This window comes from [Clostridium] ammoniilyticum, from assembly GCF_025566905.1.
GTDB classification, from domain to species: Bacteria; Bacillota_I; Bacilli_A; order Erysipelotrichales; family Coprobacillaceae; genus Faecalibacillus; species Faecalibacillus intestinalis.
In genome coordinates this window covers 84008-102764 of sequence record NZ_JAOQJR010000006.1, presented here as the reverse complement: position 1 = coordinate 102764, position 18757 = coordinate 84008, and the positions used below count along the sequence as shown (strand labels likewise).

The following is an 18757-nucleotide window of genomic DNA, read 5'->3' as shown; positions in this document are numbered from 1 at the left end:
TTATTTTATTGATTGTATAAATGTTTCTATTTCTTCTTGCGTTTTTCTTAATTTACTTACAAAGCGACCTGTCTCTTGTCCATTTTCATAGCTGACAAAAGAAGGTATCCCTAAAATATCTAAATCTTGACATAAATCAATAAAATAATCTCTATTAATACTATAAAATGTAAAATTTGGATATTTTTTTACAACATTACCTATAAAAGGTTTGATAAACATACAATCAGGACACCAAGAAGCTGTAAATAAGATGATTGATTTTGTTTGAATAGCTTTTTCATATTCTTCTAATGAGTTTATTTCAATTAATTGATCCATTTTTTTACTCCTTACAATCACTAATAATCATTTTATAAATAGGTCCATTTACTGAAAATTTTCTTTCATATTCTGTCATAATATTATCATCTGCTTCTGGAGAATTATGTAAATCTAAAGAAACATAATCTAAATGATAATTATTTTCTGTTACTGACTGTAATGAATATTCAAATAGACCTCGATTATCTGTTTTAAATTCAATAACACCATCTTTTTTCAATAATCGACGATAAACATCTAAAAACGCTGAAGATGTTAAACGTCTTTTTGCATGTCTTTTTTTGGGCCAAGGATCACTAAAATTTAAAAATAAATGATCAATTTCACCATTTTCAAAAACATTTTCTAATTCAATTGCATCAAAATGCATTAATTTTAAATTAGGCAATGATTGATTTTTATTAATTTTATTAATTGCTGCTGCTAAGACACTTGGAAATTTTTCAATCCCTATGTAATTGTTTTCTGGATGTTTTAAAGCATTTTGATAAATAAAATCGCCTTTCCCCATTCCAATTTCTATATATAATGGCTGATTTATTTCAAATATATCATGATAATGACCTTTATGTTCTTCAGGCTTTAAGATAACTAAATCAGCATTCTCTTCCATAATTTCATAAGCTTTTGGGTTGTTTCTTAATCTCACAAAAAATCCTCCTTATTTTTTATACAAATAGTATCACAAATCATTCATTAAGTCGACTAATTCATCTTCGGATAATTCTCTAAATTTTCCAATTTGTAAAGAAGTATCTAATTTTAAATTCTTCATCTGTAACCTTTTTAAATAAGTTACTTTTTTACCGACACTTTCTACCATTTTTTTCACTTGATGAAACTTTCCTTCAAAAATTTCAATTAATACTTCAGATGTATTATCTTCAGTTTTTATAATGGATAAATTTGAACTTTGACATCTATAATGATCAATAGTAATTCCTTCTTTAAACTTTAAAATATCATTTTCCTCCATTATTCCTTCGACACATGCATAGTACAATTTAGAATGATGTCGACTAGGTGCTAATAACTTATGTGCAAAATCTCCATCATTTGTTAGTAATAATAAACCCTCCGTATCCAAATCTAACCTTCCTACTGGAAATAAATCATACTGTTCATAACCATAAATCAAATCAACAACTGTAGGATGAACATTATCTTTTGTAGCAGAAACATAACCAGCAGGTTTATTAAGCATAATATAGACATATGGTTTATATGTAATAAGCTCACCATCAAAGATAATTTTATCTGTTTCATAATCTACTTTAAAATCATCCTTTTTTATAATACTTCCATTAACAGTAACAAAACCTTTTCTAATATAATTTTTTACTTCTTTTCTAGTTCCGATACCATAATGAGCTAATAATTTATCAAGTCGCATTACCATGTAAAATAATATACCTTTCTATTTGTTTATCCTCTGTGTTATATGTTAAATAGAGCTTAACATCAAATTTGTTTTTGGATGTTGTTCCTGATAAATTGATGCCTTTATAATAACCATTCTTCTTATCAATATAATTAGGCTTTAATGAAAAAGTATCCTTTTCTAATAAACCAATACTCGGAATATTTTTATCCTTTTTATCAATAAATGCGATTGCTTTAATATTTTTCATTTCAATAACAGGATTATTAATGATAATATCATACCGTATTTTTTTATTTGATATTTTATTAGTAACTAATTGAATTGAACAATCATCACAGCTTTCATCAAATGAAGTAGACATCTTTAAACGATTATAATAACTAACATATTCATTATATTGTTTTTTTGAATAAGATGTTGTATTTTTTTGACTTGAACAACCTAATAAAATAAATAAAGATAAAAAAATAATTAATCTATTTTTCATATAATCACCTTTTATATTATAACATAGAGACAATAAAAAAAATTAAAATAGGAAATAATCCTATTTTAATTTAAAAGTTCCGCACTCTGTTTCTTGCTCATCACATGGTGAACTACAATTACATTTTGAAACTTTAATCTCATTTGCCAAACATTTATTATTAGAATCATGATATGCACATGTCGTAACTGAACATCTTACATCTTTTGCCATATGTTTCACCTCCGTTAATTATTTTAACCAATAATATAAAATCTATGCAAAAATAAAAGTCCTTTTATTTAGGACCTTTATCATCATATTCAATTAAACAACTAAAAGAGTATTCTAATTCAGATGAAAAACACATTGCAACACAATAATGCATCCGTATTATATGATATCCCAGTTTAAGAAAATCATTAATTTCATCTTGTAAGTCTAATTCATGAGTACATTCTATAAGTTTAACTTTCATAAACAAAGTATAATCTACAAAAGTTAAAAAAATTGTCATTATTGGTTAATTTCTACAGCAAATTCAACTTCAAAATTTTTACCAACAGGTAATTCAACACAACTTTCTTTTTCTTTAAATTCACCATTAAAATCAGTATAGTCAGCATGTCCAACCCATGGTTCAATAGCAATTAATCCACCAACATGTTTTGCGGCCCAAAGTCCAACATGGTCAAAACCATTCATATGAAAAACAATTGATTTATCATGATTTAATGATTTAAGAGCAATATTTTCTGATTTAAAATTTTTAATAACAATTGCATCTGTATTAAAAAGCTCTTGTCTAACAAAAAATCTTTTTTCATTATCAAAGAAAGGTTTTTCAACTCTTGACATACCTCTTTTTTCAACATCAATTATTTTTCGATTACATGTTTCATTTTCTGAAAATTCTAAATAATAATCGTTGCTTGATTCATTTTCCATAAATGGACAAGCAAAAGCAGGATGTCCTCCAACTTGGAAATAAATAGGTTGATGATCCGTATTTTTTACTTCAATATGACATTTTAATTTATTTTCAACAAGTTGATATGTGACATTTAATTCAAATAAGAAAGGATATTGTTTTATAATTTCATCATTAGATTTTAATGAGAATATTACTTCAGTATCACTAACTTGGTTTGTTTCAAATTCATTGTGTCTTGCAAAACCATGTTGCGTCATATGATACTCTTTACCATTAATCACACATGTATCATTTTTTATTGCTCCAACAATTGGAAATAAAATAGGTGCACTGTTTGCCCATTGAGATGCATCTCTTCTCCACATATAATTCAATTGATCTTTTTTTCCTTTAATTGAAATAATTTCTGCTCCTTTTGGATGTAAAGAAACAGTTAATAAATCATTAGATAATTCTACCATAATAATCCTCCTATCAGTATTTTCATTATATCATAAAATAAATTCTAAAAAAAAGAAAAAGATTATTTCTAATCTTTTTCATGTAATGAATTAATAATACTTTCAATTTTATTTCCATATTCTAAAGAAGTATCTAAAACAAAATGTAATTCAGGACACTTTCTTACTTTTAATTTTTTAGCAAGTAAATTACGAATGAATCCTTTAGATCTTTCTAATGCTTCCATTCCTTTTTCTTGATTATAATTTTTTCCTAAAAAAGTAACATACACTTTAGAAATAGATAAATCATTTGTTGTTTCAACAGCAGTAATTGTACACATACGTAAATCTCTATCACGTACTTCATTTTGTAAAATCAAAGAAACTTCTCTTAAAATTTGAGTATTTATTCTATCTGTTTTTAATGACATAAGACTCAACTCCTATTTCTTTTCTACTTCTTCCATAACATAACCTTCAATGATATCGCCTTCTTTAATATCATTATAGTTTTCAATGTTTAAACCACATTCAAAACCAGCATTGACTTCTTTAACATCATCTTTAAAACGTCTAAGTGAAGCAAGTTTTCCTTCGTATACAACAATACCATCACGAATCAAACGAATACCACAGTTTCTTTTAATTGAACCATCGGTAACATAACATCCTGCGATATTTCCTATTTTACTTGCTTTAATAACTTGTCTAATTTCTGCTTGACCAGTAATTACTTCATGATATTCTGGTGCTAACATACCTTTCATTGCAGTTTCAATTTCTTCAACCATTTTATAAATAACATTATGAAGACGAATTTCAACATTTTCTTCTTCTGCTTTATTTCTAACTTTTGCATCTGGTCTTACATTAAAACCATAAATAATTGCTTGAGAGGCACTTGCTAAAATAACATCAGATTCAGAAATTGCACCAACAGTTGAACGAATAACGTTAACACGCACACCATCTACATCGATTTTTTCTAATGAAGCTTTTACAGCTTCTGCAGTTCCTTGTACATCCGCTTTAACAATAATATTTAAATCAATAATTTGACCTTCTTTAATTTGAGAATACAAATCATCAAGAGATAAAGCAGCTCCAGAATTACGATCTTTTTCAATTTTAGCTTTCATACGTGTTTCACCAACACTACGTGCTTGTTTTTCAGTTTCGAAAACCATAAATTTATCACCGGCAACAGGAACTTCATTTAAACCTGTAATTTCTACTGGTGTACCTGGTAATGCTTCTTTAATAACACGTCCTTTATCGTCTAACATTTGTCTTACTCTACCATAAGCAGCACCAACAACGATTGGATCGCTTGCACGTAAAGTTCCGTTTTCAACCAATAATGTTGCAACAGCGCCTCTACCTTTATCAAGTTTACCCTCAACAACACTACCATATGCATAACGATTAGGATTTGCTTTTAAATCAGCTAATTCAGCAACAACCGTTAATGTTTCTAATAACTCTTCAATACCAATTTTCTTTTTAGCAGAGATTTCACAATAAACAGTATCTCCACCCCATTCTTCAGGTAATAATCCTTCTTCAGCCATTTCAGCTTTGATTCTTTCAGGATCAGCACCTTCTTTATCAATCTTATTAATTGCAACAACGATAGGAACTCCTGCAGCTTTTGCATGGTCAATAGCTTCTTTTGTTTGAGGCATCACACCATCATCAGCAGCAACAACGATAATAACAATATCAGTCACTTGTGCTCCACGTGCTCTCATTGCTGTAAAAGCTTCATGACCTGGTGTATCTAAAAATGTAACTTTTTTACCGTTTACTTCTACTTGATAAGCACCAATATGTTGAGTAATACCACCAAATTCACCATCAACAACTGCAGATTTTCTAATAGTATCTAGTAATGTTGTTTTTCCATGATCAACATGTCCCATAATTGTTACAACTGGACATCTTGGTTGTAAATCAGCTTCATCATCCACAACTTCAATATTTTCAAAATTAACTTCATCTACTGGAACATGTTTTTCACATTCACAACCATATTCTAAACAAATTAATTCAACTTGTTCATCATTTAATGATGAATTGATTGTTACCATAGTTCCTAATAAAAATAATACTTTTATAACATTAGCAGGTGTTTGTCCTAGCTTTTCAGCTAGTTCACCAACTGTAATTCCTTCTTCATAGGAAATCACACCATCTTTTATTACTGATGTTTCTTTCTTTGCAGGAAAGTTTGATTGTAATTGTTTCTTCTTTTGAGAACCTTTTTTCTTTTTAAATTGTTTTGCCATAAAATCAACCTCCTATCAATTCTTTTATTTTTTTCGCAAACCCTTGATTTGTAATACCTAATGCAACGCGATTATTTTTTCCAACTGCTTTTGAAATGGTTTCAATATTTTCATCAACAATGAAATAATCAACATGATAAAAATGACATTTATCAGTAATTTTTTTCTTAGTATTAGCACTAGCATCATTTGCAATAACAACAAGTTTTGTTTCATTTGCAGCGATACTTTTTATCAAAGTTTCTCCTGAAACAATTCCCTTTGCAACATTAGCAAGCCCTAATAAATTTAAATATTTTTTATTCATCACAATATTTTTTTAACTCCTCAAAAATTTCATCAGGAATTTCTACTTGTAAAGAACGAGATAAAACTTTTTTCTTTTTAGCAATTTCGATTGCTTCTAAGCTTCTTTTTAAATAAGCACCTCGTCCATTCATTTTACCAGTAGCATCTACAAATACTTGACCTTCTTTATTTCTTACAACACGAATTAACTCTTTTTTAGGTAATTGTTCATTTGTTGCAAGACATTTTCTAAGTGGAATTTTTCTCATTCTATCTCATCCTAATCTTCATCATAATATTTGTCATATTCGTCATAGTCGATATCTTCATCATATTTACTGTATTCATCATCTTCATAATCATCAAAATCTTCATAATCTTCTACATCGGATTCTGAAGTGACTTCTTCAACTTCATTTTCGGTATTTTCTTTTTCTTCAACAACAGTTTCTTTTTCTTCTTGTTTATCTAGCATTTCTTGAGCAAATTCATCTTGGAATGTTTCATCAACAGGTAATTCTTCTTTTTGTTGAATTTGTTCCATTAACCCTAATTCAGTTGCTTCAGATAATGATTTAATATCAATTTTCCATCCAGTAAGTCTTACTGCTAAACGAGCATTTTGACCACGTTTACCAATAGCTAATGATAATTGATCATCAGGTACAATAACTAACGCACTATGTTTTTCTTCATCAACAGAAACAGTTAACACATCTGAAGGTGATAATGCATGTGAAATATAAACAACTGGGTCACTTGACCATTCAACGATATCAATCATTTCACCATGTAATTCATCAACAACGTTTTTAACTCTTGAACCCTTAGGTCCAACACAAGAACCAATAGGATCTAATCCTTCAACTGCAGTGTATACAGCAATTTTACTTCTTTCACCAGGTTCACGAGAAACAGATTTAATTTCAACTGTACCATCATAAACTTCAGGAACTTCTAATTCAAATAATCTTCTTACAAATTGTGGTTCTGTTCTGCTTACAACGATATGTGTTCCTTTAGTTCCACGATCAACGTCACTTACATATACTTTGACATGTTGTCCTTCATGTAATGTTTCTCCAGGAATTTGTTGATTTAGTCCTAAAAATGCTCCAGTTTTTCCAATATTGATAATAGCAAATTTAGGTTCAACACGATCAACAATACCTGTAATGATATCATCTTTTTTATCAGCAAATTCATTATATAATGTTTCTTTTTCAGTTTCGCGTATTTTTTGTCTGAAAAGTTGTTTTGTTTGAATTGCTGCTAAACGACCAATATGATCTACATCTGCTTCAGTTTCTACAATATCACCCACTTGATAATTTGGGTTGATATCATGTGCTTCATCTAAAGATACTTCTAAATCTTCATCTTCTAAATCATCAACAACTGTTCTAATTTCAAATAATCTAATTTTTCCAGTTTTTTCATTAATTTCTACACGTACATTTGCTTCTGGAACCATATAATTTTTTTTATAAGCTTTTGCAATTGATTCCTTTAACATTTCTAAAAACACGTCTTTTTCAATACCTTTTTCTTCACATAAAGCATTTAAGGCGCTCATAAATTTTCTGTTACTAGCCACTTTTATTTCCTCCTAAAATTTTACAGCTAATCGTATAAATTGAATGTTATCATAATTGACAACAATTTTTTTCTTTATATTTTTTACAAGATATTCAAATTCTAATTCTTGATTATCAACAGATTTTAAATATCCTTCAACTTCATATAATCCGGCTTTAGGATTTTTAAATTTTGCATAAACATATTCACCAACAGATTTTTGAACTTGTTCAAAAGTTTTTAATGGTTTTTCAATTCCAGGTGAAGAGACTTCTAAAATGTATTCATCTTTAATTGGATCAGTTTCGTCAAGTTTATCACTAATTAACTCACTTACCGCAACACATGTATCCATATCTAGATACCCTTCATTTTTTTCGATATAAATACGTAAATACATTTCATTATTATCTTTTACATATTCAATATCATCTAAATAACAATCATTTTGTTCGATCAAAGGTAAGACCATTTCTTTAATACTTTCCAATAACTCCATTTTTTCACCCCATTCAATAATAAAGAGTGGGTTCCCCCACTCGTTTCTCTTTATGAAACTATAAGTAATATAGCACATTTTTCATTTATAATCAAGTCACTAGAAAAGTGATAATTGATTTTCTTCTTGCATACCATCAAAAACACCCATTTTTGTTAGTTGTTTAATATGCGAATTGTTCAATTTAGTCCTTTTAATCACGTCTTCTTTAGATAAGAAAGAACCATGTTTACGTGCCTCAATAACAGTATTAGCTACCGATTCACCTAATGAATCAACTGAACTAAACGGTGGAAGTAAGCCACTTGGATCATCTGGATCTAAAATGAATTTATTGGCATCAGACTTTTCTAAGTTTAAAGGACTAAAATGGAATCCTCGATCAATCATTTCTAACGCAATTTCAAACACATCCCACAATCCTTCATCCTTATTTGAAGATTGTCTGTTTTCCCTTAACATTTCAATTTCTTTTCTTCTTGAAAGAATAGCATCTTTACCAGCAACTAATGTTTCAATATCAAAAAAATCACATCTTGTGGAAAAATATACTGCATAATATTCTCTTGGATAATATAATTTCCACCAAGCTACACGAATAGCTGATAAAACATAGGCTACCGCATGGGCTTTAGGGAACATGTATTTAATTTTCTTACATGAATCAATATACCATTGAGGAACATTGTATTCTTTCATTAATTCTTCGTATTTCTTTTCTGGGAAAACTGCAGGTGATTTTCCTTTACGAACACATTCCATGATGTCAAAAGCATCTTTATTAGGAAGGCCTTTTTCAATCAAATAAACCATAATATCATCACGACATCCAATAACTTCTTTTAAGGTACATGTTCCGTTTTTAATCAACGTCTCTGCATTACCTAAATAAACATCTGTTCCATGTGAAAGCCCCGAAATGATTACTAAATCATTAAAAGTTTGTGGTTTTGTCTGATCTAACATACTACGTACAAAGGTTGTACCAAATTCAGGTAATCCTAAAGCACCACTCTTGCAATTGATATAGGATAAATCAACACCTAAAGCATCACTCGTTGTAAAAAGTGACATAACTTTTGTATCGTTTGTTGGAATTGTTTTAGGATCAACACCTGTTAAATCTTGTAACATACGAATAACGGTCGGATCAACGTGTCCTAAAATATCGAATTTCAAAACGTTATCATGAATAGCATGGAAATCAAAGTGAGTCGTACGCCATTCAGCAGATAAATCATCTGCTGGATATTGGTAAGGTGTGAAATCAAAAACATCATAATCTCTAGGAATAACAATAATTCCTCCTGGATGTTGGCCGGTCGTACGTTTAACGCCACCACACCCTCGAGCAATTCTTTCAAGTTCAGCACTACGTACTTCATTATCAATTCCTAATGTTTCAGCATATCCTTTTGCATAACCATAAGCTGTTTTTTCAGCAACTGTAGAAATTGTTCCTGCTCTAAAGACATGATCTTCTCCAAAAATAGTTTTAGTAAATGCATGAGCATTTGCTTGATACGCTCCCGAGAAATTTAAGTCGATATCAGGTACTTTATCCGCATTGAAACCTAAGAAAGTTTCGAACGGAATATTATGTCCTTCACCTTTCATTGGTTTACCACATACAGGGCAAATCTTATCAGGTAAATCATAACCATCAGCAGCAACACCTTCTTCTAAAAATTCACTATGACTACAATGAAGACATAGATAATGTGGTGGTAACGGATTTACTTCTGTAATTCCTGACATTGTTGCAACGAATGAAGACCCTACCGAACCTCTGGAACCTACTAGATAACCATCATCATTTGATTTTTTTACTAGTAAGTGGGAAATATAATAAATAACCCCAAACCCATGTTTAATGATATTACTTAATTCTTTTTCTAATCTTTTTTCCACAATTTCGGGTAATTTTTCACCATAAAGTCGATGTGCTGTATCATAACAAATCTTTGTTAAATTTTCATCTGCATTATCAATTGTTGGTGTAAATAATTTATCATGAATTGGTCGAATTTCTTCAACCATATCTGCGATTTTGTTTGTATTTGTTACAACATATTCATATACTTCATCCGCTGGTAGATAATCATAACATATTAACATTTCATCTGTTGTTCTTAAATATTGAGATGGTGTAAATGCACGTGGATTTTTTCGGTCACATAAAGGATGAGCACGATGTCCAATCCCAATTTTGGGTTGTGATATAAAAACATCTCGATAAATTTTATCCTTTTCATCTAAAAAATGGACATCTCCAGTAGCTACAATAAGTTTATTTAATTTTTTTGCTGCTGTAATAAGACGTTTTATTGAAATGATTAAATTTTCTTCAGATTCAATTTGTCCACGATCAATTAAATGATAGTAATCTTGAAAAGGTTGTATTTCCACATAATCATAAAATTCTAACAATTGTTCCAACTTTTCATCCGAAGAATTCAAAGCTGCTTCAAAAACATCTGAACGATAACAGCTAGTCCCATATAGCAATCCTTTACGATAATATTCCAATCTTTCTTTTGGAATACGAGAACCATCATGGAAATAAGTTGTATTTGCTTCAGAAACAATTTTAAACATATTTTTTAAACCTTCTTTGTTCAAAGCAAGTGCTGTCATATGATATGGAAAAACGATTTTATAAGCATCGTCTTTTTGTAATTTATTTAAATCAAGTAAATTATAATTTCCACTTTGCATAATAGAATGTAACATCGTTGTAAATACAGCACCTAAAACTTCAGCATCATAATCAGCTCTATGTGCTACATCATCGTCATAATTTACACGATAAACACGACATACATTTCCTAAACGATAAGATTTCATTGGTTTCATAATAGCTCTTGCTAATGCCAAAGAATCAATAACCGGATTAGTTATAGGTTTTTGATTTAACCTCTTTAAACTTTCATTTAAAAAACCAATGTCAAATTTAGCATTGTGAGCCACTAAAATAGCATCACCAAAGAATTCTAATATTTGTGGTAAAAACTCTTTAATTGTTGGTGCATCAGCAACCATTTCATTTGTAATATTTGTAAGTTGAGAAACACGTGTTCCAATCTTTTTACCAGGATTTACAAAACTTTGTAAGCGATCAATCACTTCACCATTTTTAATTTTAACTGCACCAAATTCTGTAATCCCATCATGGATAACAGAAAAACCAGTTGTTTCCAAGTCAAATGATACATATGTGGCATCTTCAATAGACATATCTTTTTCATTAAAAACAATATTAAAATAAGGTTCTATCATATTTAATTCAACACCATAGATCATCTTAATGCCCGCTTTTAAACTAGCTGCTTGAGCTTCAGGAAATGATTGAACGTTTCCATGATCAGTAACTGCAATTGCTTTGTGTCCCCATTTGGCCACTTGATTAATATAATCCGAAACATTGCCTATTCCATCCATTGCTGACATCTTAGAATGTGTATGAAGTTCAACTCTTTTAACTTCCGCAGTGTCTTGCCTTCTTGCTGGTTCTTTAATAACTTCTATTTGGCGAGCCATCATAACAGTTTCTCTCGCATAATTATCTAAACGAATTTCTCCTGTTGCTTTGATCCACACTTTACCTTTATCTAGTACTTTAATATCCTCTAAAGTATTAGTTGTATTGTTTTCAAAGCGTTTTACCATAATTGAATCCGTATAGTCAGTGATCCATAATGTTTGAATATGTTTTCCTGCACGTGTTTTGATTAATTCAGTTTTAAAGACATACCCTTGAATCGTACAATTATTTTCCATCGTTTGACTGTTAATTTCAGATAACTTTAAAAAAGTTGCGTCACCCTTTGGTTTTCGATAATTATTTTTATAATCTACAGTTGATTTTACTGGTTCCGATTTTTTTATTTCGGACAAATCTATTTTCATTGGTTCATAGCTGTCCATTTCTTGTAATAAATTATTTAATTCATCATTATCTTGTTTAACATAAAAACTAAAATCTTTCTCTATTCCAATTTCCACAAAATACTTTTTAATTATTGATTTTAATTGTTGGAATTGTTCCAATTGTATTTCATTTAACAAACCAATCGATATAGTTTGTTTAATTTCAATATCTTCGATTTTCAACGAAGAAAATAATGGTGAAATTTGTTTTAGTTTTTCAATAATATACCCTAAATAAAGTGAAACATCTTTTGACTCAAAATTAAAATCATCATAACAAATTACAAATTCAGCCGGGTAAGGAAAATCAAGACCATGATCAAGTAAGAGTTGATACTCTGTAAATGGAATCAAATCCTTACTCAATATATAAAATGTATAATGGTTATCATGATGTACAATAACTTTTTTCAATGAAGCATGTAATAAAACATTAACATCTTCGATTATATTCAATTGTTTTAATAGTATTATTAATTTGTTCATATTACACCTCAAAAATCTTACCTATTATAACACAAAAAAAGGCTTAAGCCCTTTTTTTAGAAAAATTTTCCAATATCATTTATAGTTACAAAAATCATTAGGCCAAAAGCAAGAATTAGTCCTGCCATTTGTAAAGCATATTTCATTTTTGTTGGAATTTCTCGACGAATAATTTTTTCAACTAATGCAAATAATACTTGACTACCATCTAGTCCTGGAATAGGAAGTAAATTAAACATTCCAATATTTGTTGATAGTAAAGCAGTCAATGACAACAATGTACTAATTGAACCAGATTGTGTAACTTGTGCAGTCACTGTATAAATTCCTACTGGGCCAGAAAGTTGTGAAACAGTATGTGTTAAATCTGTAATAAGTTTTCCTAATGTTGTAAAAATCAATAATGCATATTCTATAAATTGATTAATTCCTTGTCTTATAGCCTCAATAAAAGTCAATTTTTTAGTAGCCGCTGTTATTCCAATGACATAAGACTTGGATTCACTATTGTACTTTCCTTCAACTGTTTTTTCAATATTTTGATTTCCTCTTTTAAGGGAAATTTGCATTGTAACTGTATCCGTATCTAATTGCAAATTTTCATTAGATAAGACAGATTGAATATCTGAAAATGACGCAATGATATGTTCTTCACCATTAATTGTGATTTTATTAATGGTGTCTCCAGCTTGAACTCCAGCATTATAAGCACCATTGTTTTTAACAACACTTCCAATTTCAGAAGTATTTGTTTGTACTTCAACAAACGAATAAATACCTATTAATAAAACAAGGGCAAGTACAAAATTCATAAAAACACCAGCTAACATAATAATGCATTTTTTCCATGTTTTAATTCCTTTTAGAGTTCTTTCATAAGGAACATCTTTCATTAATTCGCTGTCTTCTTGATCAGCTTCACCTGCCATTGCAACATAACCACCAATAGGAAGTGCACGAATTTGATAATCTGTTTCTCCTTTTTTCTTAGAAAAAAGTTTAGGACCCATTCCAATAGAAAATTCAGCACAATAAACACCAAATAATTTAGCAGTTAGAAAATGTCCTAATTCATGGATTAATACAATAGCTCCTAGTATTACAAAAAAGACAAGAATATTTATAATCGTCTGCATGTTTCATTTATCTCCTTTAAAACAAAATCTCTCGCCCATTGATCAATATCTAATAATTGATCAATAGTTGGATCTTTAACCAACTCATGAGCATTCATAGCTTTTTCAACTAATTCCTCTATTTGTAAAAATTCAATTTTTCCTTCTCTAAACAAAAGATTAGCCATTTCATTTGCACCATTTAAAACACATGGTAAGCTTCCACCTGTTTTTCCAGCACGATATGCTAAAGAAAGCGCATGAAATCTATTGAAATCTGGCTTTTTAAAAGTAAGCGAACCAAGTTGTGTTAAATCTAAAGATTTACCATTAACTAATTTTTTTCTTTGTGGATAAGTTAACGCATACTGAATAGCCAAACGCATATCAGGTGTTCCCATTTGCCCAATGACAGAAGTATCTTCAAACTCTACAGCAGAATGTAAAATACTTTCTGGATGAATCAAGACTTCAATTTGATCATAATCTACATCAAACAACCATTTTGCTTCCATGACCTCTAATCCCTTATTAAATAAAGTAGCACTATCAATCGTAATTTTAGCCCCCATTGACCAGTTAGGATGATTCAACGCTTCTTTAACAGAAACACCTACAAGTTCTTCTCTTGTTTTATCTCTAAAACTTCCGCCACTTGCTGTTAATAAAATACGTTTGATTTTATTCATCTCATTTCCTTGAAGCGATTGGAAAATTGCTGAATGTTCACTATCTACTGGTAATAATTTTACACCATGTTCTTTAACTAATTTTGTAATAATATGTCCTGCAACCACAAGTGTTTCTTTATTAGCTAAAGCAATATCTTTTTTAGATTCAATAGCATGAATTGTTGGTAACAAACCTGCAAAACCTACAATTGCATTTAATACAATATCAACTTGATCAATTGTTGCAATTTCATCTAAACCAGCACTACCAAAAACAAAACGAATATGTGGATACTTTTCTTGAAGATAGTTACAATCCTTTTCATCGATAACACAAACAACTTGTGGATTGATTTTTTGAATTGTTGTTTCAAGTAATACAATATTTTTGCCCGCAGACATTGCAACAACATTAAATTCATCTTGATGATGCAAGCAAACATCAACAGTTTGTTGACCAATAGAACCTGTAACACCTAAAATCGTAATATTTTTCATTATCTATAACCCCACAATCATTAAAAAGAAACTAAAAATCAATACATTAAAAGTTAAACTATCAATACGATCTAAAATTCCGCCATGTCCTGGTAATAATTTTGAATAATCTTTAACTTCAAAATATCTTTTAATGGCACTAAAAATCAAATCTCCTATTTGACTTGTCGTTGTCATTACGATAATTGCTGGTACAATAATCCAATGATGTGCCAATATTCCTGTAAAATATGCAAAAACCAATCCTAAAATACTTCCTAGAACAATTCCACCAATTGACCCTTCAATTGTTTTTTTAGGAGATAATCTTGGAATCAACTTATGTTTACCAAAAGCCATACCAGCAAAATAAGCTCCTGTATCACTACCAAAAGTTGCAATTGCTAATAACAATAAATATTCCCAACCATAGGCAACTCTTAAAACAAGTAACGCATGTAATCCAGAACAAACAAGAACACCCATCGTAAAAACATAAGCACTTCTTTCAATATTACATTTATCATCAAAAATCATACATGCTAAAATAACCGCTAAATAAACCAAAATAGAATAGCTAGAAATAAGTAATTGATTTCTGTTAAATAAAAATCCTGTAACAAAAAACAAACCAACAATGATATACATATACATTCCAATACGTGGTCTAGAACAAATATGTAACATTTCATAAACACTAAGAGCCATTGCAACCCCTATAACAATTTTATAAAAAATACCCCCAAAAATGACTGCTGGAACTACAATTGCAATCAAGCACAGTGCAGTAATAATTCTTTCTTTCACTATTTTAAACCTCCATATCTACGCTCCCTATTTTGATAAAGCCAAATTGCTTTATGTAATTCTTTTTCATCAAAATCTGGCCAACAAACAGGAGTAAAGATAAACTCTGCATAAGCAAGTTGCCATAACATAAAATTAGATAATCTTTGTTCTCCACTTGTTCTTACCATTAAATCAACAGCAGGTAAATTCGCAGACATTAATGTTGAACCAAAATAATTTTCATCAATATCCTCAATATCAAGTTTCCCATCTTTTACATCTTGTGCTATTTTTTTAGTTGAACAAACGATTTCATCTCTACTACCATAAATAAAAGCAAAGCAAAGTTTTAGTCCAGTATTATCCTTTGTTCTTTCTATAGCAGTATTGATAATATCTCTTGTTGCCTTTGGGGCTTTTTCTAAATGCCCTATCATACAAATTTGAACATTATTTTCAATTAATTCTTTTAAATAAAGTTCAAAAAATTTTTTGGGTAATTTAAATATAAATTGTACTTCTTCTTCAGGACGAGAAAAATTTTCTGTAGAAAAAGCATAAACTGTCATTGCTTTCACACCAAGTCTATTAGCCTCTAAAGCAATCTTACGAATTGTCTTTGTCCCTTCGTTATGGCCATAAGTTCTTGGCATCATTCTCTTTTTAGCCCAGCGTCCATTGCCATCCATAATAAAAGCAATATGTGCTGGTATATTATTCATGTCTAATTCATAGTTTTCAATTTGATCATTCATAGAATAATCCTCCTTAAAGTCATGATTGATTATAACATAAAACCTTAAAATAAAAAAGCGCCTAATAAGACGCTTCAATAATTATACAGTCATAATATCTTTTTCTTTTACTTTACCAATTTCATCAACTTCTTTGACAAATTTATCAGTTAATTTTTGAACACGATTTTGACCGTCTTTAATTTCATCTTCACTACCATCGCATTTTTTAATTTCATCATTAGCATCACGACGAATATTTCTTATAGCAACTTTAGCATGTTCAGCGAATTTCCAAACATTTTTTGCATATTCTTTACGTCTTTCTTCTGTTAATGCTGGTACAGTAATACGAATAATTTCTCCATCATTTTGAGGAGTTAAACCTAAATCAGCTTCATAAATTCCATGTTCGATATCTTTTAAAGCAGATTTATCATAAGGTTTAATTACTAATTGTCTACCTTCTACAACAGAAACACCAGCCATTTGATTAATTGGTGTTGGTGATCCGTAATAGTTGACCATTACACGGTCTAACATTGCAGGAGTAGCTCTTCCAGTTCTAACTGTTGCTAAATCTCTTTGGTAAGCTTCGATTGCTTTTTGCATTCTATCACTTGCATCATCTAAGATCATATTTATCATATTATTTTCCTCCAGAGATAGTTGTTCCTATTTTTTGTCCATCACAAGCTTTGGCAATATTACCATCTTCTTGCATATTAAATACACATAAATCAATATCGTTATCTTTACATAATGTAATAGCTGTTTGATCCATTACTTTTAAATCTTTTGCTAAAACATCACTATATGAAATTTCATCAAATTTTACTGCAGATTCATCTAATTTAGGATCAGCAGAATAAACACCATCGACCCCATTTTTAGCCATTAAAATAACATCAGCATTGATTTCAGCGGCTCTTAATGCAGCAGTTGTATCAGTTGTAAAATATGGGCTTCCAGTTCCAGCACCAAAAATAACGATTCTACCTTTTTCTAAATGTCTAACAGCACGTCTTCTAATGTATGGTTCTGCAATTTGTCTCATTTCAATTGCTGAAAGTAAACGTGTTTGAACTCCTAGTTGCTCTAAAGCATTTTGAACAGCTAAACCATTCATTACTGTTGCTAACATTCCCATATAATCAGCAGAAGAACGTTCCATACCCATTTGTGCACCAGTAACACCACGCCAAATATTACCACCACCACAAACGATGGCAATTTCAACACCTAAATCTTTAGCTTCTTTGATTTGTCTTGCAATATCGGCTACAGTATTAGCGTTTATACCAAAATGATCGTCACCGGCTAATGCTTCACCACTTAATTTTAATAAAACTCTTTTATATTTCATAAAATGTTCTCCTTTTTTAAAAAAAGGACACACTTGTAGTGTCCTTAAAAATTATTGTTTCATTTGTGCAGCTACTTCTTCAGCAAAGTTTTCTTCTTTCTTTTCGATACCTTCACCAACTTGGAAACGAGCCATTTCTAACACTTTAGCCTTCCCTAAGTATTTAGCAACTGATTCTTTTGGTGTTTTAATGAATTCTTGATCTAATAAACACCATTCAGAGAATACTTTATTTAATTTTCCACGTTTGATACCTTCTAATACTTTTTCAGGTTTGTTAGCTAATTTAGGATCATTAGCCATGATTTCTGTTTGAACTGCATCTTCTCTATCTTTTTCAACTTGTGGAATTTCATCTTGTGAGATATATTTTGGATTGATAGCAGCAACATGCATAGCAATGTCTCTTGCTTTTTCTTCATCACCGTCAGCTAATTTAACGATTGATACCATTTTTCCACCCATATGTGAATAAGCACCAAATACTTCATCATCATTTTTAGTGAAAGTTTTAATTCTTCTTAAAGATAATTTTTCACCAATTTTTCCAGATGCTTCTGCAATTGTAGTTTCAATAGTTTTTCCATCAACTTCAATTGCTTTTGCAGCTTCTAAATCAGCAGGGTTATTTGCAGCAACTGCTTCACATACATTATTTACTAATGCAACGAATTCAGCATTTTTTGCTACGAAGTCAGTTTCAGAGTTAACTTCAACCATAGCAGCTACATTTCCGTTAATAGCGAAAGCAGATAACCCTTCAGCAGCGATTCTATCAGCTTTTTTAGCAGATTTTGCGATTCCTTTTTCTCTTAACCAGTCGAATGATGCTTCGATGTCACCATCACATGCTTCTAATGCTTTTTTACAATCCATCATTCCAGCACCAGTTTTTTCACGTAATTCTTTTACTAATTTTGCACTAATTGCCATTTTCTTTTCCTCCATGAATTTTATTTTATTAAAAAGGGAAAGCTTTGCTTTC

21 protein-coding genes are annotated in these 18757 nt (G+C 30.1%); all 21 read right to left on the bottom strand.

Annotated elements, in window-relative coordinates; all coding sequences use genetic code 11:
- Positions 1–321 (bottom strand): thioredoxin family protein, encoded by a 321-nt coding sequence (locus OCV55_RS07420; RefSeq protein WP_147580250.1) that lies wholly within the window; start codon positions 319–321, stop codon positions 1–3.
- A 4-nt stretch (positions 322–325) separates the two neighbouring features.
- Positions 326–973, bottom strand: a complete 648-nt coding sequence (gene trmB / locus OCV55_RS07415) for a tRNA (guanosine(46)-N7)-methyltransferase TrmB (RefSeq protein WP_147580249.1) — start codon at positions 971–973, stop codon at positions 326–328.
- Positions 974–1006: 33 nt separating this feature from the next.
- Positions 1007–1723: a pseudouridine synthase gene (locus tag OCV55_RS07410; RefSeq protein WP_267309860.1), complete on the bottom strand. Its 717-nt coding sequence runs from the start codon at positions 1721–1723 to the stop codon at positions 1007–1009.
- Positions 1707–2195 carry a hypothetical protein gene (locus OCV55_RS07405; protein ID WP_119363400.1) on the bottom strand — a complete coding sequence of 163 codons (489 nt, stop codon included), beginning with the start codon at positions 2193–2195 and terminating at the stop codon, positions 1707–1709. The genes OCV55_RS07410 and OCV55_RS07405 overlap by 17 nt, the downstream gene beginning before the upstream one ends.
- Positions 2196–2255: 60 nt before the next feature.
- Positions 2256–2408: a DUF1540 domain-containing protein gene (locus OCV55_RS07400; RefSeq protein WP_022001540.1), complete on the bottom strand. Its 153-nt coding sequence runs from the start codon at positions 2406–2408 to the stop codon at positions 2256–2258.
- A gap of 64 nt (positions 2409–2472) precedes the next feature.
- Entirely contained in the window at positions 2473–2691 is a 219-nt protein-coding gene (locus tag OCV55_RS07395; RefSeq protein WP_022001539.1) for a sporulation protein Cse60, read from the bottom strand.
- A complete protein-coding gene (locus OCV55_RS07390; protein ID WP_147580248.1) occupies positions 2691–3569 on the bottom strand; it encodes an aldose 1-epimerase family protein in 879 nt (292 codons plus the stop codon). The genes OCV55_RS07395 and OCV55_RS07390 overlap by 1 nt, the downstream gene beginning before the upstream one ends.
- 68 nt (positions 3570–3637) lie before the next feature.
- Entirely contained in the window at positions 3638–3982 is a 345-nt protein-coding gene (rbfA, locus tag OCV55_RS07385) for a 30S ribosome-binding factor RbfA (protein WP_022001537.1), read from the bottom strand.
- 12 nt (positions 3983–3994) lie between these two features.
- Entirely contained in the window at positions 3995–5839 is a 1845-nt protein-coding gene (gene infB / locus OCV55_RS07380; RefSeq protein WP_107029450.1) for a translation initiation factor IF-2, read from the bottom strand.
- A gap of 4 nt (positions 5840–5843) precedes the next feature.
- Positions 5844–6146: a L7Ae/L30e/S12e/Gadd45 family ribosomal protein gene (locus tag OCV55_RS07375; RefSeq protein WP_032090086.1), complete on the bottom strand. Its 303-nt coding sequence runs from the start codon at positions 6144–6146 to the stop codon at positions 5844–5846.
- Complete coding sequence (rnpM, locus tag OCV55_RS07370) at positions 6139–6396, bottom strand: RNase P modulator RnpM (RefSeq protein ID WP_022001534.1); 258 nt, start codon at positions 6394–6396, stop codon at positions 6139–6141. The genes OCV55_RS07375 and rnpM overlap by 8 nt, the downstream gene beginning before the upstream one ends.
- 11 nt (positions 6397–6407) lie before the next feature.
- Positions 6408–7703 carry a transcription termination factor NusA gene (gene nusA / locus OCV55_RS07365; protein WP_147580282.1) on the bottom strand — a complete coding sequence of 432 codons (1296 nt, stop codon included), beginning with the start codon at positions 7701–7703 and terminating at the stop codon, positions 6408–6410.
- Positions 7704–7736: 33 nt separating this feature from the next.
- A complete protein-coding gene (locus OCV55_RS07360; protein ID WP_032090087.1) occupies positions 7737–8204 on the bottom strand; it encodes a ribosome maturation factor RimP in 468 nt (155 codons plus the stop codon).
- Between the two features lie 99 nt (positions 8205–8303).
- Positions 8304–12620: a PolC-type DNA polymerase III gene (locus tag OCV55_RS07355; RefSeq protein ID WP_147580247.1), complete on the bottom strand. Its 4317-nt coding sequence runs from the start codon at positions 12618–12620 to the stop codon at positions 8304–8306.
- Positions 12621–12676: 56 nt separating this feature from the next.
- On the bottom strand, positions 12677–13756 hold the full coding sequence (locus OCV55_RS07350) for a M50 family metallopeptidase (RefSeq protein WP_032090089.1): 1080 nt from the start codon (positions 13754–13756) through the stop codon (positions 12677–12679).
- Complete coding sequence (locus OCV55_RS07345) at positions 13741–14904, bottom strand: 1-deoxy-D-xylulose-5-phosphate reductoisomerase (RefSeq protein WP_119363406.1); 1164 nt, start codon at positions 14902–14904, stop codon at positions 13741–13743. The genes OCV55_RS07350 and OCV55_RS07345 overlap by 16 nt, the downstream gene beginning before the upstream one ends.
- A gap of 3 nt (positions 14905–14907) precedes the next feature.
- The gene (locus tag OCV55_RS07340; RefSeq protein WP_147580246.1) at positions 14908–15690 is read right to left on the bottom strand and encodes a phosphatidate cytidylyltransferase; all 783 of its coding nucleotides are present in this window, start codon (positions 15688–15690) and stop codon (positions 14908–14910) included.
- Positions 15690–16427, bottom strand: a complete 738-nt coding sequence (locus OCV55_RS07335; protein WP_147580245.1) for an isoprenyl transferase — start codon at positions 16425–16427, stop codon at positions 15690–15692. Before OCV55_RS07335 ends, OCV55_RS07340 begins: the two co-directional genes overlap by 1 nt.
- Positions 16428–16508: 81 nt before the next feature.
- Positions 16509–17054 carry a ribosome recycling factor gene (gene frr, locus OCV55_RS07330; RefSeq protein ID WP_022001526.1) on the bottom strand — a complete coding sequence of 182 codons (546 nt, stop codon included), beginning with the start codon at positions 17052–17054 and terminating at the stop codon, positions 16509–16511.
- 1 nt (position 17055) lies between these two features.
- Entirely contained in the window at positions 17056–17772 is a 717-nt protein-coding gene (gene pyrH, locus OCV55_RS07325) for a UMP kinase (protein ID WP_032090093.1), read from the bottom strand.
- A gap of 51 nt (positions 17773–17823) precedes the next feature.
- On the bottom strand, positions 17824–18705 hold the full coding sequence (gene tsf, locus OCV55_RS07320) for a translation elongation factor Ts (RefSeq protein ID WP_022001524.1): 882 nt from the start codon (positions 18703–18705) through the stop codon (positions 17824–17826).
- Positions 18706–18757: the final 52 nt, after the last annotated feature.